We start from the raw sequence: 22,549 nt of genomic DNA on the forward strand, positions 1-22,549 counted from the left end.
CCCTTGATCTCATCTTCGGTCTCGCCAGTTTCATTAGCGCAGCTCGAATCTCGGTCAAGGGCGGCATAGCAGGGCTTGACCGGAGCTATAGCGCCGCCGTGCATAGTCGCTTTCATGACTTCGACAACGACTCGTAAAGTTGCTCTCATCACCGGTGCGACCAGTGGCATGGGTTTGACGATCGCGCAGCATCTGGCCAAGCAGGATTTCGCCGTTTTCCTGTGCGCCCGCAGCGAGGAGTCACTGGCCCAGACCATCAAGCAGCTGCAGACCGACGGCTACGAAGCCGACGGGGTGACCTGCGATGTGACCGATCCCGAGCAGATACGCGCCTATGTCGCCGCTGCCGTGGATCGTTATGGACCAGTTGACATACTGGTCAACAACGCCGGCCGCAACGGCGGCGGAATTACCAAGGACATCACCGACGAACTCTGGTTCGACGTCATCAACACCAATCTCAACAGCGTCTTCCTGATGACCAAGGCGGCACTGACCACCGGCGGAATGCTCGACCAGGGCTGGGGCCGAATCGTCAACATCGCCTCCACCGGCGGCAAGCAGGGTGTGCTCCACGGCGCACCGTACTCGGCGTCAAAGCACGGAATGGTCGGATTCACCAAGGCATTGGGCCTGGAACTGGCCAAGACCGGCGTGACGGTCAACGCCGTATGCCCCGGCTTCGTCGAGACGCCGATGGCAGAGCGTGTCCGCGAAACCTACGCCACGCTGTGGGGTGTGGATGCCGAGGAGGCTGGCAAGCGTGTCGCCGCGCGCGTACCCATCGGCCGATATGTGGACACCGAAGAGGTGGCGGCCATGGTCGATTACCTGATCAGCCCCGGCGCCAATGCGGTAACCGCACAAGCCCTCAATGTCTGTGGCGGGCTGGGGAATTACTGATTTCGCCGCCAGGTCAGTATGCGCCGCTGCTGCCTGTCACCCTGCTGGAGCGCACCGATCAACGTCAGCCTATCGACACCGAAGTCGTACTGACGGGTCTGCACGGTGCCAGCCCAGGCCGGATTGGAGCACACCGTGATGTGGTGCAGCACTATCGATCCGTCCACTTGCCAGTGCCCGGCGTATCCCATGAACGGGACCGCGCCGGGCACTGGTTCGCCACGCATCATGCTCACCGACAGCGCGCCCTCGGCACCGTAGTAAAGCAACCCCACCGGCGAGGGACCCAGCGGCCCCTCACTGGTGACCCCGCTCTCGTCGAGATCGTAATAGGACTCCAATCGCCACTGCCCCACGAAGTCACGGGGCCGTACCGACTCACTGGACGGCATGTGCGGACCCCCGGCGGGCGTGGGCTTGCACCAAGTCCGCAAGCGCCTCAGCCAGCTCGTCGGGCATGGTGATCATCGCGTCGTGCCCAGTCTCCAGTTCCCGGACGGGTTCGCCCACGGGCGGATAGGAACGCGGCATCAACTGCGCCCGCAGCGACGTCCATGCCTGGCCACCACCGGAACAGTGGATGTGCGCACGCGGGATGCCCTGCAGCCGTTCCGGATTGTTCAACCGCATGACATCGGTGAAGGTACGCAGCGACTGTGGGCTCTGCATCGAACGCACCCAACTCAGGTCGGGCTCGTCGGTCACGCCGTAGCAACCCTCGACGCCCGGGGGCATGCCGGCCACCGGCACCCGCCAGCCGTCGCCCTCGGACTGCGCCGCCTCGGCGAAGGCCTGCACGTTGACCGGAAGAATATCGGCCACAGCCTCGCCATCGCGCGCGACGAAGGTATCCAGATACACCAGTAACCCTATGCGGGAGGGAATCTGGTCCGCGACAGCCGTCACGACGATGCCGGCGTAACTGTGCCCTACCAGGACCACGTCGGTCAGATCCTCGTCCGTGATCAGGCCCACGATGTCGTTGACGTGGACATCCAAACCCACCTGCGGCCCCAATTCGGACGCTCGCTCCCCCAGCCCGGTCAGGGAGGGGGCATAGACGTTGTGTCCCGCGGCTTCGAGCACCGGAGTCAGCCTTTCCCAGCACCAACCACCGTGAAACGCACCATGTACCAACACATATGTCGTCATGTCTAAGCCTCCATGGATTCGGAACGCATCCCCACCGCCGGCGGGGGCACTGGTTCGGGACGCAGGCCCCGGCCTATCACCCGGGCAATCAGTCTGGGCAACAAGGGAAATGCTCGGATCAGTCGTATCAGCAGCGGACGTTCGGCGGGCGGACGACCGGCGGTCGGGTAAAGATCCGCCAGCAGATACAGCTGTGCCCACTGCACTATCTGGGCCGGATACTGGCGGCGGCGCTGCACACGGGCCAGCTGCGCCACCGAGGGTCGAGCACCGGAAGCCAGCACCGGGCCCAGCATGCGTGCCGCGGCAACGGCGTCTTGCACGGCAAGGTTTATGCCCACGCCGCCGGCCGGCGACATCGCATGTGCCGCATCGCCGATCGCCAACAAACCCGGTCGGTACCAGCGCCGCAATCGATCCACGCGTACATCGAGAAGGTGAAAGTCGCTCCAGTCGTCCAACTCTTCGGCCAGTCTGCCCGCGAACACCGGATAGATGGCGGCGATCGCGGTCTTCAGGGCGTCCAGCCCCTCGCGCCGGATCTGTTCGTAGCCACCCTTGGGGATCATGTAGGCGATCTGCCAATAGTGTCCACGATTGAGGCAGACGATGAAGTAGCCCCTGCCGCTGCGGACCGCCGAAACCGGATCGTCGGCCGCACGGCTCAGCCGGAACCACAACACGTCCATCGGTGCCGTAGACGCGGCCAGGCCGAGTTCTCCGGTGGACCGCACGAGTGACCGCCGCCCGTCTGCCGCGATCACCAACTTGGCCCGAATCTGCAGCACGCCACCGGGGCCGCTGGCTCTCACCCCCACCACGTCCTCGCCCTCGTGAATCAACTCGGTGGCCTGAACCTGCTGCAGGAGTTCAAATCCCGGATAGCGCCGGGCCGCGGAGGCGACGAAGTCCAGCACGTCCCACTGCGGCATGAAGGCCAGGTACCGGTATCTGCCAGGTAGCGCCCGGAAGTCCGCGAACAGCAATTGGCCGGAGTCGGTGGCGATCGGCAGAGTCTCGGCCTTTGCATGCGGCAGCTCGAGAAACTGGTCGATCAGCCCCAGCTCGTCCATCGCCTGCAGTGTCGAAGGGTGAACCGTATCGCCGCGGAAGTCCCGGAGAAAATCGGAATGTTTCTCCACCACCGTCACATCGAGACCGAATCGGGCCAGCAGCAGACCGGCCATCAGACCGGCCGGGCCACCACCGATGACACACACGTCGACGGCTACGCCAGGCATTCGGGCACCTGACCGTCGTTGTATCTGACCATGTCGTCGAACGCGGCCATCACGTCAAGCGGTACCCCAAACTCACCTTCGTGTGGTGCGGCACCGAGTTCGGCATAGGCGCGGTAGAGGTTACCCACGAGCCGTTCGGAGTCGATCAAGCCTGCGAATTCGCCCAATTCGGCACGGTGAGCGACCTCGAGCGGTCCGATGCCCTCGGCAGACCCCTCGGCAGCCAAGCGCTGGACCCAGGTCAAGTAGGCGATCGTCTGCTCGAATACCTCCGGCCCGGTCAGTGGACCGTGCCCGCACACCACCGTGGTGGCACCGAACTCCGCGAGCCGGCGAATGACCTGTAGCGCTCCCGCCACCGAGCCCATCAGGTTGAACGGCGTCGCCCCCGAGAGCACGATGTCACCGGCGAAGAGAATCCGATCCTGCGGAAGCCAGACCACGGCATCGTTGGTGGTGTGTGCCGGACCAAGGTGTATCAACTCGGCCGCACGGTTCCCGATGTGCAGCTGCAAGCGCTCGGTGAAGGTCACCGACGGCAGGGTGACTCGGACGTCTCCCCATTCGACGTCGGGCCATAGCCGGGTGAGGGCAAGGCCGGCCTCGTCCATCTCCACTCGGGCGCGCTCGTGCGCGATGATCGTGGCCTGGGGGCCGAACAGATGGTTGCCGAAATGATGATCACCGTGGAAGTGGGTGTTGACAACGGTGCGCCGTGCACCGGGGGCCAGCCCGTCGACCGCCGCCACCAACCGCCGATTGCGGCTCTCGGTAGCGAGGGTGTCGATCACTACCGCCCCCTCCGGGCTCACCACGATTCCCGAGTTACTGAGGCACCAGCCCCCGGGCAGCTGAAGATAGGCGTAGACCCCGTCCGCGATCTCGGTGATCCGATCGGTGTCCTGTGCCGCCAGCCCGCGGGTCAAGTGAGGTTTTCCGCGAGGGACTCTGCCCAGTACCCGGCATGGGTGAGGGTCGATCTACTATTGGCTCCCAGTGCATTACGCAGATACTGCTGTGCATCCGCGATGCCCTGCCCTTCGCCCAGCACGGTGGCTATCGCCGCCGGGTTGATCGCGACCATGTGTTGCGACCTGGCGACCGCCCCCTCCGGCCCGTCGGTGAACTCCCACACCCCGCTGTGCCCGAGCAGCAGTGCGGGCGGCAGTTGCTGTTTATACACAATCTTGCTGGGGCTGAAACACAACCTGACCGACCTGGTGGTGTGACTGCTGCCGTCGCCTGTGACGGTGTCCATCTCCATGTCTTGCACACCACCCGCGGCTTCGACGAGGTTGACCCGTCCCACGTGAGGCAAGCGTTGCGGCCATAGGTCGCTGCGTTCTACGAACGTGTAGATATCGGACGCCCGACCCGAGAGATGCACGGTGTCCTCGAACACCTGGATGATTTCCGCCGGCGCATAACCGCATTCGGCCACCAGTTTCAGCGCGGCCAGTTCTTTTTCACTGTTGGCGTTGACCGCCTCGACGATGGACTGCTGTGCGGCATCATCGCCATCGACTGTGAAGTGGTGGTCGAGCACGACCTCCGTGCGGCCACCGGGACGCTGGGCAAAGCTCCAACTGCCTCCCATCGACGCTATCGGGGCGGCGCTGCGTTCTTGAGCGAACTCGACACGTTTCGCCTCAGGGTCGAAGGTCCTGCGAGAAACCCAATCCCGCACAACACCGTTGACTGTCGCCCAGATGTGAAAACGCTCCGCCTGTTGATCGTGCTCAAGCAGATCTACGTAGACCGTCGGACCGAAGATGACGGGCCAGCGGGTGACATCGGCCACCAGCGAATAGACCGACTCCACGGGGGCCGTCATCTCCAACGTGTGCGTCAGAGTATGCGTTGCCGGAGAAGTCATGCCGCACCCGCCAATTGGGCGTTGATGACATCCAGCATCTGCTGCGGCGTGGTGAGGTCGGCCAGCTCTTCTTCCGCGATATGCACTCCGTACTCGCGTTGCAGACGTGCAGCCGTTTCCATGAGAGCCAGGGAGTCGTAACCGAGCTCTTCGAATTCCGTTGTCGCACTCTCCGGGCTGATTTCGGTGTCGTCCTCACCACCGGCGCACGCCACCAGGATCTTATGCAGCTGAGCGAGGGTAATTTCGGCCATTTCCATTCTCCTTCGGTAATTTTGCGTGTTCAGCGGCGGACGACGACGGCAGAGTTGAAGCCCCACCGGCCGCGCGCCAGTATCAAGGCGGCCGACAATGACGCCTCGCGTGGTTGACCGTGAACGAGGTCGAGCTGGTATTGCTCGGGAACCTCGGTGGTACCGACCGTCGGTGGGATGACTCCGTCACGCAGCGACAACAACGCCGTTGCCACATCCAACGGTCCGCCCGCGGCATAGAGCCGACCGGTCATCGACTTCGGAGCCGTCACCGGCACGCCACGCGGCGAGAAGGTCGCCGCGATCGCCTCCGCTTCCGCTGCGTCGGCCCCGGTCACACCGGCCGCGTCCGCAAAGACCACATCGATATCGGCCGGGGTCAACCCGGCATCGGCGATCGCCATCTGTGCGGCCCTGGCCAGCCCGCTGGGCAGCCCGAGTCCTGGCGCGGGATCGAATGTCGAGGCGTATCCGGCGATCTCCCCGTGAATGTTGGGAGCATTGCGCGCCGTCGCGGAGTCCGCGTCCTCACAGATGAGGATGCAGCCGCCCTCACCCGGTACGTATCCGTTTGCATGCTGATCGAACGGCAGATATCCCTCGGTCGGGTCCGTTGCCCTGGTGATGTTCCCGGTCGATATGTGCGACGTCCAGCCCCATGGGTCAAGAGCCGAATCCGCGCCACCGGAAACCACCAGTGCGGTGCCGCGCCGAACTGTACGACGCGCGTGCCCAAGAGCATCCAGACCGCCCGCCTGCTCGGCCACCAAAGCGCTACTGGGGCCACGCATTCCGTGCCGAATCGAGATCTGCCCGGTGTTGACCGCGTAGAACCAGGCAAAAGATTCGTACACGCTGACATGCTCCGAACCCTGGGACCACAGTTTTTGGAATTCTCGGTGCGTGAACTCGAACCCGCCCGAGGCCGTCGAGGTGACCACGCCCATCTCGTAGTCGGTGAATTCCTCTGGATCCACCTTGGCATCCCCCAGAGCCCACTCCGCGGCCACGAGCGCGAGCCGCGTCGAGACATCGGTCTGCGGCAGCAGCCGTCCGGGCAACAGTTCCTTGGCATTGAAATCCTTGAGCTGTCCGGCCAGGGTGCTTGAGTACCCGGAAACATCGAATCTATCCAGGGTTGAGATGCCGGTATGCCCAGATACCGTTGCTTCCCAGTAGTTTTCGGTACCCAAGCCGTTCGGCGCCAGCACGCCGATACCGGTGATCAAGACCCGCTTCATGCCGATGCTCCCAGCATCTCGGCCGGACGGCTCAGCACCATCGCGGTCTGGAAGCCACCGAACCCGCTGCCCACCGTCAGCACATGCTCCATCTTGTGATCGCGTGCCGTCACCGGCACATAGTCCAGATCGCATTCCGGGTCCGCCTCATGCAGATTCGCGGTCGGTGGGACAACTTGGTTCTTAAGGGCCAGTAACGAGGCCGCGATCTCCACGGACCCGATGGCTCCCAGGGAATGACCCACCATCGACTTGATCGAACTGACCGGTGTGCTGTAGGCGTGCTCGCCCAAGCTGCGCTTGAAGGCCGCGGTCTCGTGACGATCGTTCTGCCGCGTACCCGATCCGTGGGCATTGACGTAGTCGATCTTTGTCGGGTCGAGCCGCGCCTCGTCCAGGGCGATGGTGATCGCCTCGGCCATTTCCCGCCCGTCGATCTTCAGCCCGGTCATGTGATAGGCGTTGCAGCGGGTGGCATACCCGGACACCTCGGCGTATATCTGTGCACCGCGGGCCCGTGCGTGCTCGAACTCCTCCAGCACGAACATGGCCGCACCCTCGGCCAGCACGAATCCGTTGCGCGAACCGTCGAAGGGGCGCGACCCCGTCTCCGGGGTGTCGTTACGCGTGCTGGTGGCCTTGATGGCATCGAAGCAAGCCACCACGATGGGTGTGATGGGCGTGTCCGAGGCACCGGTGAGCATCACGTCGGCACTGCCCTCGCGAATCAACGCCGCCGCATGGCCCACCGAGTCCAGTCCCGAGGTGCACCCGTTGGACACCATGGTCACCGGGCCCTGAGCCCCTACGGTCCAGGCCACCTCTGCGGGCATCACGCTAGGGATCATGTAGTCAAACATGTGTGGCGACAACGCCTTTGGATCAGAGAGCCAGTCCCGCCCGGAATCCGACAGCACCAGATACTCCTGCTCCAGGCTGGTCGCCGCCGCAACCGCGCTACCAAGGCTGACCCCGAGGCGGTATGGGTCGAGCCCATCGACATCCAGCCCGCTGTCGGCCACCGCCTCGCGGGCGCAGACCACTGCGAACTGGGTGGCGCGATCCATGCGTCGAATTTCCTTGTGCGACAGACCTTCTTGCTCGGCGTCGAAATCAGCCTCGGCGGCGATCCGAGACCGGTAGGGGGACGCATCGAAGTAGGAGATGCCACGGGTCGCAGTCCGTCCCGCGGCCAGCAGTTTCCAGAAATCGTCGGCGCCGCGACCACCGGGTGCGCGTACACCGATGCCGGTGATGACTACTCGTCGGTTCATCTCCCACCTCTCATTTTGTATCGTTATTACCGTCCGACCTATTGTGGAGAGGCCCTACTCAAAGACCGCTCAAGCTGTCATATACGAGCCGAAAAACGCGAAGACCGGTGCCAATCAGCAAAAAAAATCCACCAGCGTTGCTGGTGGATTTGATGAGCTTGTCTTGTCAGGAAACCTGAGACGTAAGTCCAGTAACAGTGTGCGGAATCAGACCGGTGAGATACCGGCCGTGTTCTGTTCTCATTCGATTGGCGACGGTATCGTCCGATGAGGAAAGGATGTCGCCGTGCAATCTTTGCAGCTTTATGCAAGGCTCTAATCCGAGACCGGCGGCCAGTGTTTTCCTGGCCAACTGAAATACACCCAAGGCTTTGTCTCGCCAGCCCGCAAGACATAGCGCATACATATAATATGCGTATAACCGCTCGTGGTAAGGGAACCGAGAAACCCAGAGTGCCAGGTCGATGGCGGCTTCCCGATATCGCTCAAGGCGTAGTTGAGCCTCGATACGTAATTCGAGATTTGCCAGAAATATACACTCGAATTGATCTTTCTCCGATGCGAGCAGTCGCCCGACCTCGATGTCGACAAATGCCGGACCGGTCCATATCTTCTCGGCATTGCCGAACAGCAGAACCGCCTGATGATCGTTCCCGGACTCCTTGGCGCATCGCGCCGACTCGATGCAACTTTGATACCTACGCAGGTCAAGGCTTATTTCTTGAGTGCTGAACAAGTAGCCCATGTTCTTGGTCTGCAGCATCGACGAGGCGACCTGAGTCACACTCATGTCGAATTCCTTGGCTATTGTCTTGCGAATACTCAGGATGTAGGTCTGCACAACGGTAGTGGCACTCTTGGGTGGTTCTTCATCCCATAGTTCGTCGATCAGCACCGCCGCCGGGACAAAACGTCCGGCCCGAGCCAGGAGCATGGCAAGGACCTGTCGTTGTTTTTTCGCCGACGGTGTGGCGTCCCGCTCCCCCGCGGGCAGAGATAACGTCAATGACAATGGACCGAGAATATTAGCCTCTGCGCGAATTACCATACTTCACTACCTCCGCGTGGTACCATTAAGGGGCACGCCAATGTGCTACTGATCTACGGTTATCGATATCCTCTCAGGATCTTCCAAGCCTAACTGGTTACATCCATTGCCGCTTGGCGTATGCGTTACCGTACGATTAACATCGCATGATCTCGGCGATCGTACGTGACAATCTTCACCGCATATGACATATTCGAAGATTACTTGTTGCCAAGCTCCGTTCCGCCATCCGCCGTAATGATCTGTCCGGTCATGTAACTGACTCTTTCACTGGCGAGAAATATCAGCATCTCTGCTATTTCTTCTGGGGTGCCTATTCGGCCGAGCAATGACGATTCGGCTTCCGCGCGACTCGCCGGGCTCAACCCGGCCACCAGATCGGTCTCGATCAGGCCTGGGGCCAGACCATTGACCAGAATCTGCGGAGCAAGTTCTTTGGCGAGTGCCACGGTGAAACTGTTGAGCGCCGCCTTCGACGCCGAGTAGGCCATTCCCCGTGCGGTGGCCATCGACAGATTCCCGCGCATGGACGAGACGTTGACGATCCGTGCACTGCCGTCACGCGGCATATGTGGCGCCACCGCTTGGCAGAAGTTGAATACACCAATCAGATTCGCGTTCAGATGCCGATCCCAGTCCTGTCTGGTCAGTTCGGCGAAGGCTCGGGGCGCTGCCACCCCGGCGCAGTTGACCAAAGAGTCAATGCGGCCGTGGACACGTACAACCTCCCGGACCGCGTCGGCGACCTCGACAGAATCACCGACATCGGCCACCACGCACTGGCCGCCGATATCGGCTCCGTGTTGTCGCAGGGCATCGCTGTCGGTGCGACCATGCAAAACAACGTCCGCCCCGGCATCCTTCGCCAACCGTGCGGTCGCCAACCCGATCCCCCGCGAGGAGCCGGTGATGAGTACTACCCGACCCCGCATAACACCCCGTCCTTGAGCTCTTGCCTTCCTTCGCCGTCTGTTGTGACCAATGTTCCGTCGATAGCTCAAGAACGACTCAAGCACCGTCCGGTGCGCCGCGCCGCGAACTGCGATCCTTCGCATTGCCGACCTCGGCTTTCAGCGCAGGCCGTAGGCTCGATACGCCACCGAGAGAATCGAGATGACGATGACCGATCCAGCAGGCACCGAGCAGTCGTTCAACGAGGCCAACATCGCCGAGTTCCGTGCCAACGGCGGCAAGGTCGGCGGCCAGTTCGAGGGTTTTCCGCTGATGCTGCTGACCAGCACCGGGGCCAAGTCGGGCGCGGAGCGGGTTAATCCCTTGGCGTACTTCGATATCGACGGCAAGGCCTACATCGTGGGCTCGTCGGCGGGCAGGCCCAAGAATCCGGCCTGGGTGGCGAACCTGCGCGCCAACCCCGACGTCGAAGTGGAGATCGGCGCCAAGCCGAAGGCTAGGGCCACCGCTGTTGAACTCCCCCGGGCCGAGCGCGACCGCATCTTCGAGGTCGTCAAGCAGCGAGCACCCGGCTTCGCCGAATACGAGACTCTCACCGACCGGGTGATCCCCGTGTTCGAGATTCGGCTCGGCTGAATTACTCGGCGGAGCCGGAGGCCGAACCGCCGCGGATGTGCGGGGTCACCAGCATCAGCTGACCCAGGACCCCGTTCACGAAGGCCGGCGAGTCATCGGTGGAGAGCTGCTTGGCCAGCTCGACCGCCTCGTCGACGGCCACCACCTCGGGCACGTCCTCGGCGTGTAGCAGCTCCCACACCGCAACCCGCATGATCGCGCGGTCGACGGCGGGAAGCCGGGCCAGCGTCCAGCCCTGCAGATGCGAAGAAATCAGCTCGTCGATGTGCGCGGCATGCTCGGTGACACCGTGCGCGACCGTCAACGTGTACGGGTTAAGCGGATCCACGTCGGGCTTCGACTCCGCCAGCGCACGACGCTCCTCGGCCACCGCAGCGGCCGTCATATCGCGCGCCTCGGCCTCGAAGAGCAGGTCCACGGCCCGCTTACGCGCCTTGCGGCGGCCTCCCTTGGCCGACGCCCGGCCGGTCGAGCCGCTATCAGCCATTCACGCGGCCGAGGTAGCTGGCATCGCGGGTGTCGACCTTCAGCCGGTCGCCGGTGTTGATGAACAGCGGCACCTGAATCTCGGCACCGGTTTCCACCGTCGCCGGCTTGGTGCCCGCGCTGGAACGGTCGCCCTGCAGACCCGGCTCGGTGTGCGTCACCACCAGCTCGACCGAAACCGGCAGCTCGATGTAGAGCGGCGCACCCTCGTTGAACGCCACCTGCACGGTCATGCTCTCCAGCAGGAATCGGTGTGCATCGCCCACCAGCTCCGGGGACAGGTGATGCTGCTCGTAGTCCTGGCTGTCCATGAAGACGAACGAGTCGCCGTCGCGGTACAGGTAGGTGGTGTCGCGGCGGTCGACGGTCGCGGTCTCGACCTTGACACCTGCGTTGAACGTCTTGTCGACGACCTTGCCCGAGAGCACGTTCTTGAGCTTCGTACGCACGAAGGCCGGTCCCTTACCGGGCTTCACATGCTGGAACTCGGTGATCTGCCACAGCTGACCATCGATGTTGAGCACCAGGCCGTTCTTGAAATCGGCGGTTGAAGCCACGTGTTCAGTCTCCTCTTATCACTGCTCAGTCGATAACGATGAGTTCCTTGGGGAACCGGGTCAACAGCTCCGGCCCATCGGGCCGCACCACGAGCGTGTCCTCGATGCGGACTCCGCCCCGGTCGGGCAGGTAGACCCCTGGCTCGACGGTCACCGCCGAGCCAGCAAGCAGTGTACCGGTGGCTGCAGACCCGATGCCCGGTGCTTCGTGGATCTGCAGACCCACACCGTGTCCGAGGCCATGGCCGAAGTTCTGTCCGTATCCGGCGGCAGCGATGACATCACGTGCCGCCGCGTCGACGCCCTTCAGCGATGCTCCGGGCGCCAGGGCCGCCCGTCCCGCCGCCTGCGCGCTCAGCACCAGCTCGTAGATCTCCTGCTGCCAGGGCGCCACCGATCCCAGTACCAGGGTCCTGGTCATATCGGAGTGATAGCCGCCGACCAGCGCACCGAAATCGATCTTGACGAAGTCGCCGGCAGCCAATACCGCCTCGGTGGGCCGGTGATGCGGGATCGCGGAGTTCGGCCCGGCGGCGACGATGGTCTCGAAGGACACACCGTCCGCGCCATGCTCACCCATGAGGTTCTCCAACTCACGCGCTACCTTGCGTTCCGTGCGCCCGGGCCGGATCCCTCCGGTCTCGATGAGCGCCGACAAGGCGGTATCGGCTGCCGCACAAGCCCTTTCCAACAACAGAACCTCGGAGTCATCTTTAACTTCGCGGAGTTTCTCCACCCGGTTGGGCGCCCGCACCAGCTCGACTTCGCCGTCCGCGGCCGCCAGTTTGTCGAATCCGTCGACGGTTACCACGTGGCTTTCGAAACCCGCTCGCCCCGCTCCGGCGAGCGCCACCAGCGCCGCGCCATAGCCGCGGTCGATCAGGGCACGCAGATCCGGAACCTGCGCCGCGGCCTGGGTGCGGTACCGGCCGTCGGTGCACAACACGGTCGCCTTCTCATCGGGTCCGTCCGCGGCGGCGACCCACAGTGCCGCCGCGGATCCGCTGAAACCCGTCAGATAGCGAATGTTGATCAGGTCGGTCACCAGAAGCGCGTCGAGTCCGTCGGCGCGTAGCCCCTCGCGGAGCCGTTGCCTACGGTCGACGTGACTGCGGACGGTCGTCATAGGTGTCGACGCTACCGCGATACGCTGGGCCCATGCCCGAAGCTGGAACACGTTCCATGACGACACAATGGCTCGCCCGCGGTGCCGTCTTCGCGGTCCTCATGGTGTTGATCCGTGTGGTGCAGGGATTGGCCATCAGCCTGTGGGAGACCCACGGCACGGCCATCAACGTCGTACTCGTCCTGGTCTTCATCGCGGCGGTGTCGGCATGGGCCGTCGCGGACGGCCGCGGGGATGCTCAGCGCAATCCCGATCCCGACCGTCGCGACGATCTGGCCATGTGGTGGCTGCTGGGCGGTATCTTCGCCGGCGTCGTCAGTGGTCTGGTGGTCTGGCTGATCAGCCTGTTCAACGACGGAATCTATGCCGCGAGCATTCTCGCCGAGCTCACCACCACCGCGGCGTTCGTGGCTCTCCTGGTGTTCGCGCCCGCCATGGTCGGCGTCTTCGTCGGTCGGCTGCTCGTGGATCGCAAGCACAAGGAGCACGCCGCTCTGCAGCAGTCCGATACCGACGTGTTTCAGGCCGTTCAGGAAGAAGCGGACGTCACGAAGTAGCGCAGGGCCAGCAGGTATCCCTGCACGCCCAGCCCGACGATCACTCCCGTGGCCAACGCGCTGAGGTAGGACTTGTGCCGGAATTCTTCGCGGGCGTGCACATTCGAGATGTGCACCTCGATCAGGCCGGCGGTCAGCTCCGCGCAGGCATCTCGTAGCGCCACAGACGTGTGGGTGAAGGCGCCGGCGTTGAGGATCACCGGATCTTTCGCGTCGGCGGCATCGTGAACCCAGCCCAGCAGTTCTGCTTCGCTATCGGTCTGGCGCACCTGAACCTCGACACCCAAGGCGCCGGCCTCGGCCTCGATGAGAGAAACGAGCTCCGCGTAGGTGACGCTCCCATAGACCGCAGCCTCGCGCTTGCCGAGACGGCCCAGGTTCGGGCCGTTGAGAACCTGAACCGTCACAGGAACACTCCTTCGCCGCGCGCCTCGCCCGCCACCACCGAGTAGGCAGCTGCCAGCAGCGACGGATCGGGTCCTTCCAGACGTCCCGGCTTGGCCAATCCATCGAGCACCACGAAACGTAGTATGCCCGAACGGGTCTTCTTGTCGCCCTGCATATATTCGACCAATTGCCCCAATGCGTCGGCGTCGTAGCTGACCGGCAGCCCCAGTGCGGAGAGCACCCGGGCATGACGATCGGCGGTCTCGTCGTCCAAACGCCCTGCCAAACGGCCCAATTCGGCAGCGAACACCAAGCCGACCGACACCGCGGCGCCATGACGCCAGCGATACCGCTCTCGCCGCTCGATGGCGTGACCAAGGGTATGGCCGTAGTTGAGGATCTCGCGCAGTTCGGCCTCTTTCTCGTCGGCCGCCACCACCTTGGCCTTGACCGCGATCGAGCGTTCGATGAGTTCGCGCAACACCGGCTTGGACGGATCGATCGCCGCCTGTGGATCGGCCTCGATGAGGTCGAGGATGGCGGGGTCCGCGATGAAGCCCGCCTTCACCACTTCGGCCATCCCGGCGACGATCTCGTTGCGCGGCAACGAGTCGAGGGTCGCCAAGTCCACCAACACCGCCCCCGGCTGATGGAATGCACCCACCAGATTCTTGCCCGCCTCGGTGTTGATGCCGGTCTTCCCTCCCACCGCGGCGTCGACCATGGCCAGCAGCGTGGTGGGCACGTGGACCACCTTCACTCCGCGCAACCATGTGGCCGCGGCGAACCCGGCGGTGTCGGTAGCCGCTCCTCCCCCGAGGCTGACGACGGCGTCCGTGCGCCCGATCCCGATGCGGCCCAACACTTCCCAGATGAAGCCGAGCACGGCCAAGTCCTTGCCCGCCTCGGCGTCGGGAATCTCGACGCGATGCGCGTCGATTCCGGTGTCGGCCAGGGTCTTCCGAATCTCCTCGGCGGTGACGGCCAGGGTGGGCTGATGCAGGATCGCCACTTTGTCGGAGCCCTTCAGCGCGTCCACCAGCTCACCCAGCAGACCCGTCCCCACGATGACCGGGTAGGGCGGATTCACCTCGACGGTGATCGTCGTCGGGTTGGCGCTAGTCATTGTCTGCTCTTTCCTTGGTTTGGGTTCCGGGAGTGTCGGTGTGCGGGGCGCCCGAGGCCCGGCGCCGTGAGCGTGGGCGCCGACGAGGCCGCCGCCGCCGCGAGGAGACGGGACCGGTACCCGTCTCAGGGTTCTCCAATCGCGAGACGATCATCCGCACCACCGCACCGGGGTTTCGCCTATCGGTGTTCACCTTGATGGTGGCGACCTCCCGGTACAGCGGTACGCGCTGCGACATCAGTGCCTGATACTTCTCGGCGTGGTTCGGCCCGGCCAGCAGCGGACGCACCACGCTGCCACTGGTACGTCGAATGCCTTCCGTAGCACTGATTTCCAGATACACCACGGTGTGCCCGGCCAGGGCTTCCCGAACGCCCGGGGTGAGCACGGCGCCGCCACCCAAGGAGACCACGCCGTCTTGTTGATCCAATGCCTGCCGAATCACCGATTCCTCGATGCGCCGGAACTCCGGTTCTCCGTCGGTGGCGAAGATATCGGCGATGGTGCGCCCGGCCTCGGTTTCGATACCGGTATCGGTGTCATAGACATTGACGTTCAACGCTTTTGCCAGTCGACGGCCGATGGTGGACTTACCCGACCCGGGTAGCCCGACGAGGACGGCTTTGGGGCTCATCCCGCTGTATTAGCCGCTCTTCGCGCAGGCTGCTCATCGGAAGCCTCCCGGCGCGGCTCCCGCTGCGCCACCGCGTCCAGATACGCGCCGACGTTGGTCTTGGTCTCGGACAGGGAGTCGCCACCGAACTTCTCCAGGGCGGCGCGCGCCACCACCAGCGCCACCATCGCCTCGGCGACCACACCGGCGGCCGGAACCGCGCACACGTCCGAACGCTGATGAATGGCCACGGCCTCGTCGCCGGTGGACATGTCCACCGTCGCCAACGCCCGCGGAACGGTCGAGATGGGCTTCATGGCCGCGCGCACCCGCAGCGGCTGGCCGTTGGTCATGCCGCCTTCCAGGCCGCCGGCGCGATTGGTGGAGCGCAGGATGCCGTCGGGGCCGGGGTAGATCTCGTCGTGCGCGGCACTACCGCGACGACGCGCGGTGGTGAACCCGTCGCCGATCTCCACACCCTTGATGGCCTGGATGCCCATGATGGCGGCGGCCAGCTGGCTGTCCAGCCGGTCATTTCCGCTGATGAACGACCCCAGACCCACCGGCAGACCCGAGACCACGACCTCCACCACGCCGCCCAGGGTGTCGCCGTCCTTCTTGGCCGCCTCGATCTCGGTGATCATGGACTGTTCGGCCTGTGCGTCGAACGCCCGCACCGGGCTGGCATCGATGGCAGCCAGGTCCGCGGCACCGGGAACCGGCCCGTCGTAGGGATCGGAGTCGCCGATGGAAATGACGTGCGAGATGACATCGACGCCCAGGGCTTGTTTGAGGAAGGCCTTGGCGAGGGTCCCCACCGCCACACGTGCGGCGGTCTCGCGCGCACTGGCCCGTTCGAGCACCGGTCGGGCGTCATCGAATCCGTACTTGAGCATGCCGGCGTAGTCCGCATGGCCCGGCCGCGGCCGGGTCAGGGGCGCATTGCGCGCGATGTTCTCCAGCTCAGCGGGATCCACCGGGTCCGGGGACATCACGGTCTCCCACTTGGGCCATTCGGTGTTGCCGACCTCGATGGCCACCGGACCGCCCAGGGTCAGGCCGTGCCGGACGCCGCCCAGCATGGTGACCTGGTCGGCTTCGAAAGCCATGCGCGCGCCACGCCCATAGCCCAAGCGGCGGCGCGCCAGCTGCCTGCCGATGTCCTCCGATGTCAGTTCGACACCAGCGACCATGCCTTCCAAGACCGCGACCAACGCGCGTCCATGCGATTCACCTGCCGTGATCCAGCGCAACACGTGCACCATTGTCCCATGCGGGCTGGCCGGTCCTCCAAATCGATCCGCACAGTGGTTGGTTCTTTGTCAGATGCTCCTCAGATACCCGGTGCAAGGGTGCACAGCCCGGCCGCCACCGCCGTCGCCAAGCACATCGACGGCCCATGCGGAACCGACACTTGCCGGCGGCCCAGTGCCAGCAGAACCACACCGATCAGCCCCGTCACCAGCGGCGCACCGATCGCCGCCAGAAACCAGGCGTCCACACCGAACGCCCCGGACAGGCCGCCGGTGCCGAGGGCGAGCTTCACGTCCCCCGCCCCCATCGCCCGCGGCGACAGCGCGTGCGCCACCAGATACATGACGGCCAGCCCCACCGCACCGGCCAGTGGCAGCGCACTGCGGTCGAGTACCGCCAGCACGACAACCACTGCCGCGGCGGACAGCGTGAGCCAGTTCGGCAGCCTGCGATACCTGATGTCGTAATACGACAGTGCCGCCATCCAGCACAGCACCACCGCCCCCACCCCGTAAATCATGTGGGGAATGTAACGCCACGAGGCTAGATTTGGAGTAGTGACGAGAACATTGTGGAGTCCGCAGGAATACAGCCGGTTCGGCGATGAGCGCAGTCGTCCGTTCTACGAACTTCTCGCCCGCGTTCCGGCCCCGAACCCACGCACCGTCGTCGATTTAGGTTGCGCCAGTGGCGCCTTGACGGTGGATCTGGCGAATCGCTGGCCGAACGCCTCGGTGCTCGGTCTGGATTCTTCCGCGGAACTGCTCGCGACGGCCCCCGCCGATCTACCCGCCAACCTTCGCCTTGAACAAGCCGATATCGCCGATTTCCATGCCACCGGAGTGGACGTGCTGTTTACCAATGCGGCCTTGCAATGGCTTCCGCAGCACCGCGAACTCATCGCCAGGTGGGCACAGCAGCTCAATCCCGGCGGGTGGCTCGCCTTCCAGGTTCCGGGCAACTTCGGTGCACCCTCGCACGCCCTGATGCGCCGGGTCGCCGAATCGCCACGCTGGGCATCGCGTTTGGATGGGGTCCTCCGCGGTACCGAGAGCACCGATACAGCCGAAAATTATGCGCGCCTGGCGATTTCCGCCGGCTTGGTTCCGGATGCCTGGGAAACGACGTACGTGCATCTGCTCAGTGGAGACGACCCGGTGCTGCGCTGGGTACACGGCACCGGTCTGCGGCCGGTGATCTCGGCGCTTACTCCCGACGAATTCGCCGAGTTCGAGCAGAAATACGCGGCACTGCTGCGGCACGCCTACCCGCGCACGGGTGATGTGACACCGTTCGGATTCCGCCGAATCTTCTGTGTGGCTTCCAAGCCCGATACGGGTCGATAGACTCAGCCGGTGCCGGATACCAATGCCCAGGAACGCTCACTGACCGGGCATGAGGCCCGTTGGGAACGGCACAACTCGGCTCGGCAGACCCGAATCGTGGAATCAGCCGTCGAATTGCTCGACGAAACGCCGCCCGGCACCGAGATTCCCGTGCAGTCGATCGCCAAGCGAGCCGGACTGGCCAAGTCGGTGGTGTACCGACAGTTCGAGGGACGCGAGGACCTGGACCGCCGAATCCGCTCGTATCTGCTGCAGGACTTCGACGCGACAATCTCCTCACAGCTGGACGTCAACCGGGGTTCGATCATCGATATCGCCACCAGAACCATTCGGGCGGTTCTGGATTGGATGACCGACTACCCGCATCGTTATGAGTTCATGCGCTCCGGCGCCACCGACGAGGATCCCGGCGTCGACGCGATCAGCACAGTCAAACTCCGCATGGAGCAACGTGTCCGAGGCGTTCTGATCCCGATCACCGAGATGCTCGGGATCGATTACAGCCCGTTCGAGTCGGTTACCTATGCGGTGGTGACCATGGTCGAAGGTTCGCTGTCCCGATGGTTGCGCGAAGCCGAGCCCGTACGCAACCGCACCGAGATCGTCGAGGATCTCGCGAACTACGTCTGGTACGTGTTGGACGGAGCGGGTGGTTCGGTCGGCGTGTCGCTGGACCCGACGACCGAACTCGTGACCGCACTGGCCAAACTGTCAGGCGCCAACCGCTAGCGGCGTGCCCGCGGGCGAACGATCCGGCTCGCTGCGGTACCGCGACGGACGACCGTCGATGTGCAGCACCTTCCACAGCGGGCGCACCCACCACGGCCGCATTCCGATGTCCTCGGTGAGCTTGCGCATATCCCCGAAATACTCGGCAAGAGTGTGACGGGCATGCGCGCTGCGCCAGAAGGCCTGCTTGAAAACCTCACGCGGGATACCGAACTCGGCGGCGAAGCTCCGTGGCGGAATCATGATCTCGTTGGCCAGCAGCTTCATGACGACCGGGAACAGCAGGGTGCACAGAGCGCGTTTGCGCGCGCTCATCAGCGGCATGTGTACGCGCAGGAATTCACCGGCGAAGGAGATGTGCCGCGCCTCTTCGGCGACGTGGATTTCCATCGTGCGCCGGACGGCCGGCGGCAGGTCGACGTCCTTGCGGATCAACGACTTCTGGTAATGGTCGATGGGCTCTTCACCGCCGAGGATGCCGATGAACAGGACCACATGGGCCCAACCGCCCGCTACACCGATTATCGGTGACAGCCTGCGGAACCACTTGCGCATGCCCGGCACGTCGTCACCGATGCGGTTGACGAGCTCCTGGAACATCTGGATGTGGTTGCACTCCTCGGTCATCTCGTGGAGGCAGTAGCGGAACTCAGGCGAGCCGTTCGGCAGCTTCATGAGGTACTGCATCATGCCGCGGATCAGAATGCTCTCGAAGGCGAGTCCGACCTTGACGCTGTTGGCCAATCGCCAGCGGCCGATCTCGATTTGACGGTCGAGGGGCAGATCCCGGTACCACTGGGTGGCGCCGAGGGTGTCCAGCTCGGGGTTCAGCACCCAGCGGGGGTCGTTGCGATCGATTTGATAATCGGGCGCATCCCAGTCGATGTCCGTGAAGGGATCGAAGTGCAGACGCACCGAGCCTTCGGACAGCGTGTGCAGTGTCTGCAGGTACTCCGCGTCGAAATCGCTCGGCCCGGGGACGGTGTAAAGCGGCATTGCTTCCTCCTCGAATTGCCTACCAATTTACTGGGACGCGGCATCCCACGCAACATCTGATGGGACCGAAAGTCCCACAAATTTCATTACCGCAGGTGAGTAGGGAGACCCCAGCAGCGGACATGCTCGAATGCGCGTGCAAACGCTCTCTTCAGGGATGTTCAGGCACGCGCGGAGTGTCAGCGCAGAACCGCGTCCATCGCCGCACGCGGGGCCGCCTGCCCGGTGAACAGCTCCACCTGGGTGAACGCCTGGTTCAGCAGCATTTCCAGGCCACCGACCACCACCGCTCCCCGACGCTGCGCCACGGCGGCCAGTTCGGTCGGCCACGGGTGATAGATGACGTCGAGAATCGCCGGAGCCGCGGCCAGGGACTGCGCGTAGGGAGCGGCCCCGTCTGCGGGAACCGTGCTGATCAACACCCCAGACGATCGGCACACCGAGGACAGCGCCGCATCGTCGAAACCAAGCACCGAGACCGGCAGGCCCAGCTGCTCGGCGAGTTCGACAACGCCCCGAGCTCGGCCCGCGTCACGCGCCACCACGGTGAGAGACTGCACACCCATGGCCGCGAGCGCCACGATCGCCGGACGGGCGGTCCCGCCGGCACCCACGATCACCGCCGGCTTCCCGCACGGGTCGATGCTCGCGCTCCGCAGTGCCCCGGACACCCCGTCGACATCGGTGTTGTCCGCATGCCAGCCGTCACCGGCGTGCACCAGCGTGTTGGCGGCACCGATCGAACGGGCCCGCTCGGTGGCACTCGACGCGAACTCAAGGGCGGCGAACTTGCCCGGCATGGTTACCGAGAAGCCCACCCACTCGGGCCCGGCGCCGCCGACCACATGGGGCAGCTGCTCGGCCGTGCACTCGATGCGTTCGTAGGTCCAGGAGGCCAGACCCAACGCACGGTAGGCCGCCAGGTGCAGATCCGGTGAGCGCGAATGCCCGATCGGCGAGCCCAGCACCGCCGCGCGGCGAACGTCAGCTGCACTCATGCTCTTCGCCCGGGTGGCTCATCGCGCACTGTCCAGGATGCCGTTCTTCTTGGCCAGCTCGATATTTGCCAGGTGCTCGTTGTAGTCGGCGGTGAACAACGTGGTGCCTTCGGCATCGATGGTGACGAAGTACAACCAATCCCCCGGCTCGGGATGCTCGGCGGCTCGCAATGCCTCCGGGCTCGGCGAACTGATCGGTGTGGCCGGAAGCCCCTGCGACACATAGGTGTTCCAGAGTGTCTTGCGCTCGCGGTCGTCGTCGGTGGTCGCGACTTCCTGCCGATCCAATGGGTAGTTCACCGTGGAGTCGAATTCCAGCTTCTGATGCTTGGCGAGCCGGTTGTAGACCACCCGCGCCACCTTTGCGAAATCACGAGGTTTGGCCTCGCGCTGCAGCAGCGAGGCCACCACCAGCACCTCATACGGCGACAATCCGGCCGCGTCGGCGTTGAGCAGGCCGAGCTGCTGGTATTGCGCGCTGCTCTCCCGGATCAACGAGGCGAGAATCTGCTCCGGCTCGGCCATCGGGTCGAAGTCCCAGCGCCCGGCGGCGATCAATCCCTCGATGCGGCGGTGATCGTCTCGCACGGCGTTGACACCGTTGGACGCCCAGTCCGGGACCGCCAGCTCGGCCTGCGACGCGGTCGTGGCGGCCTGACGTAGATCCGAGGCGGCCACACAATGCTTGTCGCCGTCGAGGTCCACACACGAGGCCCGGGCGATCAGGGTGAAGATGCCCTCGGTGACCGCGCCGTTGGCTACCGCGGAGACATCATCGAGCTGACGGCCCTCGGGGATGACCAGCAGACCGACCCGGTTCTCCTGCTCCGCGAGACGGGCGACGGCCTCCTTACCGGGGATCTTGGTGCGCAGCTTGTAGAAACCTGGCTGGATCGCCGCGATGGCCTGATTGCCCTGCGCGGCATCGGTGAACGCGCTCGGGGTGGCCACCACACCCTCATCCTTCAGCCGCTGTCCGATGACCTTGGTGGTGTCGCCACGGTGCACCTCGAAAACGAAGTCCTTGACGCCGGACCCCGAGTAGTCGGTAACGGGAGCGTCAGCGCCGAACAGGCTGTCCCACAGCTTGGCTCCGCCGACGACCGCCGCGACCGTGATGATGACAACCAGCGCCAGGCCCAGCAGGCCCGCGTTACGCCGGCGACGCGCCGCTGCTCTGCGCCGAGCCCGTTCACGACGAGTCTCACGCGGGCGGGGGCCAACAGCGACCGGCACGGCCCGGCGGCCGCCTCCCCAGTCGTCGTCCTGCTCCTGGCGATCGTCCCAATCGCGCCAGTCGCTCAACGCGAGCCCCCCTCACTGTCAGACGCTCTTCGTCCGAGAGCCTCATCACCGCCGCACCGGCGCCGCTGCTCAAGCCAATCCTGCAGAATGGCCACCGCTGCCGCCTGGTCGATGATGCCGCGCTGCTGACGAGACCGTACTCCTGCTTCGCGCAAGGAACGCTGGGCGGTGGTGGTAGTGAAACGCTCGTCTACTAAACGCACCGGCACCGGGGCGATACGTTCACCCAGTTCGCGGGCGAACCCGGCCGCGTCGCGTGCCGATGCCCCCGTGCCCTCACGCAGGTTGCGTGGCAGGCCGACGACGACCTCGACCACGCTCATCTCCTCGACCAGCTCGGCGATACGCCGGAAATCACTGTCTTCCTTGCTATCCCGCGCGACCGTCTCGACTGGTGTGGCAAGAATTCCGTCCGGGTCGCTCGACGCGACGCCGATCCTGACGGTACCCACATCCACGCCGAGACGACGCCCTCGGCCCGGGTCGTCGGGGCCTGGACGATCCGGGGAGGGAGCTGCGGTATCGGGCACTC

General features: G+C 64.5%; 27 protein-coding genes. 5 read left to right on the plus strand and 22 right to left on the minus strand.

Features of this window, described 5'->3' with window-relative positions; genetic code table 11:
* Positions 1–114: 114 nt before the first annotated feature.
* Positions 115–903, plus strand: coding sequence for an SDR family NAD(P)-dependent oxidoreductase (locus tag MYCSP_RS12865; RefSeq protein WP_083017091.1), 789 nt, complete (start codon positions 115–117; stop codon positions 901–903).
* Here the strand turns inward: MYCSP_RS12865 and MYCSP_RS12870 are convergent.
* The 10 genes from MYCSP_RS12870 to MYCSP_RS12915 form a co-directional block, all read right to left on the minus strand.
* Positions 897–1,295, minus strand: a complete 399-nt coding sequence (locus MYCSP_RS12870) for a lipocalin-like domain-containing protein (RefSeq protein ID WP_088413908.1) — start codon at positions 1,293–1,295, stop codon at positions 897–899. The two genes, MYCSP_RS12865 and MYCSP_RS12870, sit on opposite strands and share 7 nt — an antisense overlap.
* Complete coding sequence (locus MYCSP_RS12875) at positions 1,282–2,055, minus strand: alpha/beta fold hydrolase (protein WP_083017087.1); 774 nt, start codon at positions 2,053–2,055, stop codon at positions 1,282–1,284. The genes MYCSP_RS12870 and MYCSP_RS12875 overlap by 14 nt, the downstream gene beginning before the upstream one ends.
* Before the next feature lie 2 nt (positions 2,056–2,057).
* The gene (locus MYCSP_RS12880) at positions 2,058–3,296 is read right to left on the minus strand and encodes an FAD-dependent oxidoreductase (RefSeq protein WP_088413909.1); all 1,239 of its coding nucleotides are present in this window, start codon (positions 3,294–3,296) and stop codon (positions 2,058–2,060) included.
* Positions 3,284–4,222 carry an MBL fold metallo-hydrolase gene (locus MYCSP_RS12885; RefSeq protein WP_209435411.1) on the minus strand — a complete coding sequence of 313 codons (939 nt, stop codon included), beginning with the start codon at positions 4,220–4,222 and terminating at the stop codon, positions 3,284–3,286. Before MYCSP_RS12885 ends, MYCSP_RS12880 begins: the two co-directional genes overlap by 13 nt.
* On the minus strand, positions 4,219–5,172 hold the full coding sequence (locus MYCSP_RS12890) for an aromatase/cyclase (RefSeq protein ID WP_083017083.1): 954 nt from the start codon (positions 5,170–5,172) through the stop codon (positions 4,219–4,221). The genes MYCSP_RS12885 and MYCSP_RS12890 overlap by 4 nt, the downstream gene beginning before the upstream one ends.
* A complete protein-coding gene (locus MYCSP_RS12895; protein ID WP_207547372.1) occupies positions 5,169–5,426 on the minus strand; it encodes an acyl carrier protein in 258 nt (85 codons plus the stop codon). The genes MYCSP_RS12890 and MYCSP_RS12895 overlap by 4 nt, the downstream gene beginning before the upstream one ends.
* 29 nt (positions 5,427–5,455) lie before the next feature.
* Positions 5,456–6,667, minus strand: coding sequence for a ketosynthase chain-length factor (locus MYCSP_RS12900; RefSeq protein ID WP_083017081.1), 1,212 nt, complete (start codon positions 6,665–6,667; stop codon positions 5,456–5,458).
* On the minus strand, positions 6,664–7,941 hold the full coding sequence (locus tag MYCSP_RS12905) for a beta-ketoacyl-[acyl-carrier-protein] synthase family protein (RefSeq protein ID WP_083017079.1): 1,278 nt from the start codon (positions 7,939–7,941) through the stop codon (positions 6,664–6,666). Before MYCSP_RS12905 ends, MYCSP_RS12900 begins: the two co-directional genes overlap by 4 nt.
* 166 nt (positions 7,942–8,107) lie before the next feature.
* On the minus strand, positions 8,108–8,989 hold the full coding sequence (locus tag MYCSP_RS12910) for an AfsR/SARP family transcriptional regulator (RefSeq protein ID WP_083017078.1): 882 nt from the start codon (positions 8,987–8,989) through the stop codon (positions 8,108–8,110).
* 200 nt (positions 8,990–9,189) lie between these two features.
* On the minus strand, positions 9,190–9,921 hold the full coding sequence (locus tag MYCSP_RS12915) for an SDR family NAD(P)-dependent oxidoreductase (RefSeq protein ID WP_157886184.1): 732 nt from the start codon (positions 9,919–9,921) through the stop codon (positions 9,190–9,192).
* Between the two features lie 187 nt (positions 9,922–10,108).
* On the opposite strand from MYCSP_RS12915, the gene MYCSP_RS12920 reads away from it, so the two are divergent.
* The gene (locus MYCSP_RS12920; protein ID WP_070910742.1) at positions 10,109–10,537 is read left to right on the plus strand and encodes a nitroreductase family deazaflavin-dependent oxidoreductase; all 429 of its coding nucleotides are present in this window, start codon (positions 10,109–10,111) and stop codon (positions 10,535–10,537) included.
* A 1-nt stretch (position 10,538) separates the two neighbouring features.
* On the opposite strand, the gene nusB is transcribed toward MYCSP_RS12920, so the two are convergent.
* The 3 genes from nusB to MYCSP_RS12935 are packed head-to-tail and all read right to left on the minus strand — an operon-like array spanning position 10,539 to position 12,706.
* The gene (gene nusB / locus MYCSP_RS12925; RefSeq protein WP_088413910.1) at positions 10,539–11,024 is read right to left on the minus strand and encodes a transcription antitermination factor NusB; all 486 of its coding nucleotides are present in this window, start codon (positions 11,022–11,024) and stop codon (positions 10,539–10,541) included.
* Positions 11,017–11,580 (minus strand): elongation factor P, encoded by a 564-nt coding sequence (efp, locus tag MYCSP_RS12930; RefSeq protein ID WP_070910384.1) that lies wholly within the window; start codon positions 11,578–11,580, stop codon positions 11,017–11,019. The genes nusB and efp overlap by 8 nt, the downstream gene beginning before the upstream one ends.
* 25 nt (positions 11,581–11,605) lie before the next feature.
* Positions 11,606–12,706, minus strand: a complete 1,101-nt coding sequence (locus tag MYCSP_RS12935) for a M24 family metallopeptidase (RefSeq protein WP_088413911.1) — start codon at positions 12,704–12,706, stop codon at positions 11,606–11,608.
* 32 nt (positions 12,707–12,738) lie between these two features.
* Here MYCSP_RS12935 and MYCSP_RS12940 point away from each other — a divergent pair, with 32 nt between their 5' ends.
* Complete coding sequence (locus tag MYCSP_RS12940) at positions 12,739–13,263, plus strand: B-4DMT family transporter (RefSeq protein WP_209435412.1); 525 nt, start codon at positions 12,739–12,741, stop codon at positions 13,261–13,263.
* On the opposite strand, the gene aroQ is transcribed toward MYCSP_RS12940, so the two are convergent.
* The 5 genes from aroQ to MYCSP_RS12965 form a co-directional block, all read right to left on the minus strand.
* Positions 13,236–13,670: a type II 3-dehydroquinate dehydratase gene (gene aroQ, locus MYCSP_RS12945; protein WP_088413912.1), complete on the minus strand. Its 435-nt coding sequence runs from the start codon at positions 13,668–13,670 to the stop codon at positions 13,236–13,238. The two genes, MYCSP_RS12940 and aroQ, sit on opposite strands and share 28 nt — an antisense overlap.
* Entirely contained in the window at positions 13,667–14,776 is a 1,110-nt protein-coding gene (gene aroB, locus MYCSP_RS12950; RefSeq protein WP_088413913.1) for a 3-dehydroquinate synthase, read from the minus strand. Before aroB ends, aroQ begins: the two co-directional genes overlap by 4 nt.
* A complete protein-coding gene (locus MYCSP_RS12955; RefSeq protein ID WP_083017066.1) occupies positions 14,769–15,410 on the minus strand; it encodes a shikimate kinase in 642 nt (213 codons plus the stop codon). Before MYCSP_RS12955 ends, aroB begins: the two co-directional genes overlap by 8 nt.
* The gene (gene aroC, locus MYCSP_RS12960) at positions 15,407–16,645 is read right to left on the minus strand and encodes a chorismate synthase (RefSeq protein WP_083017117.1); all 1,239 of its coding nucleotides are present in this window, start codon (positions 16,643–16,645) and stop codon (positions 15,407–15,409) included. Before aroC ends, MYCSP_RS12955 begins: the two co-directional genes overlap by 4 nt.
* Positions 16,646–16,722: 77 nt before the next feature.
* Positions 16,723–17,163 carry a prepilin peptidase gene (locus MYCSP_RS12965; RefSeq protein ID WP_083017064.1) on the minus strand — a complete coding sequence of 147 codons (441 nt, stop codon included), beginning with the start codon at positions 17,161–17,163 and terminating at the stop codon, positions 16,723–16,725.
* A 37-nt stretch (positions 17,164–17,200) separates the two neighbouring features.
* Between MYCSP_RS12965 and MYCSP_RS12970 the strand changes: the two genes are divergently transcribed.
* Positions 17,201–17,989, plus strand: coding sequence for a methyltransferase domain-containing protein (locus tag MYCSP_RS12970; protein WP_088413914.1), 789 nt, complete (start codon positions 17,201–17,203; stop codon positions 17,987–17,989).
* Between the two features lie 9 nt (positions 17,990–17,998).
* A complete protein-coding gene (locus tag MYCSP_RS12975; RefSeq protein ID WP_083017060.1) occupies positions 17,999–18,718 on the plus strand; it encodes a TetR/AcrR family transcriptional regulator in 720 nt (239 codons plus the stop codon).
* On the opposite strand, the gene MYCSP_RS12980 is transcribed toward MYCSP_RS12975, so the two are convergent.
* From MYCSP_RS12980 to ruvX, 4 genes are all read right to left on the minus strand, one after another.
* Positions 18,701–19,714 carry an AurF N-oxygenase family protein gene (locus tag MYCSP_RS12980; protein ID WP_083017058.1) on the minus strand — a complete coding sequence of 338 codons (1,014 nt, stop codon included), beginning with the start codon at positions 19,712–19,714 and terminating at the stop codon, positions 18,701–18,703. The two genes, MYCSP_RS12975 and MYCSP_RS12980, sit on opposite strands and share 18 nt — an antisense overlap.
* Before the next feature lie 179 nt (positions 19,715–19,893).
* Positions 19,894–20,712 carry a shikimate dehydrogenase gene (locus tag MYCSP_RS12985; protein WP_083017055.1) on the minus strand — a complete coding sequence of 273 codons (819 nt, stop codon included), beginning with the start codon at positions 20,710–20,712 and terminating at the stop codon, positions 19,894–19,896.
* A gap of 18 nt (positions 20,713–20,730) precedes the next feature.
* Positions 20,731–22,017 (minus strand): endolytic transglycosylase MltG, encoded by a 1,287-nt coding sequence (gene mltG, locus MYCSP_RS12990; protein ID WP_070910394.1) that lies wholly within the window; start codon positions 22,015–22,017, stop codon positions 20,731–20,733.
* On the minus strand, positions 22,014–22,547 hold the full coding sequence (ruvX, locus tag MYCSP_RS12995; protein WP_083017053.1) for a Holliday junction resolvase RuvX: 534 nt from the start codon (positions 22,545–22,547) through the stop codon (positions 22,014–22,016). Before ruvX ends, mltG begins: the two co-directional genes overlap by 4 nt.
* Between the last annotated feature and the right edge of the window lie 2 nt (positions 22,548–22,549).

It is taken from the genome of Mycobacteroides saopaulense (assembly GCF_001456355.1).
Classification (GTDB): domain Bacteria; phylum Actinomycetota; class Actinomycetes; order Mycobacteriales; family Mycobacteriaceae; genus Mycobacterium; species Mycobacterium saopaulense.